Genomic DNA, 221 nt, shown 5'->3' with positions numbered 1-221 from the left:
GAGGCTATTTCTACCGGATTGAAGCTTTCTGGCGCAAGCACAGCAGAGGCGAGTTCCGTTATTACTCAATTCAGCCAGGCGCTGGCTCAGGGGGTTTTACGTGGTGAGGAATTTAACTCAGTTAATGAGAATGGCGATCGTGTTATCAGGGCTCTAGCCTCTGGAATGGGGGTCGCCAGAAAAGACTTAAAAGCAATGGCTGATGCAGGTCAACTTACTGC

The 221-nt window shown here is 49.8% G+C and carries 1 protein-coding gene; it reads left to right on the top strand.

All coding sequences use genetic code 11. The features are described 5' to 3' along the window. Window positions 1-221: tape measure protein (locus tag FDX22_RS12200; RefSeq protein WP_146717260.1), on the top strand; the 221-nt coding region annotated here is incomplete at both ends.

Origin of the sequence: Citrobacter sp. TBCS-14 (genome assembly GCF_005280805.1) — a bacterium.
In the GTDB taxonomy this organism is placed as follows: Bacteria; Pseudomonadota; Gammaproteobacteria; order Enterobacterales; family Enterobacteriaceae; genus Citrobacter; species Citrobacter gillenii.
This window is presented reverse-complemented; position numbering and strand designations above follow the sequence as displayed.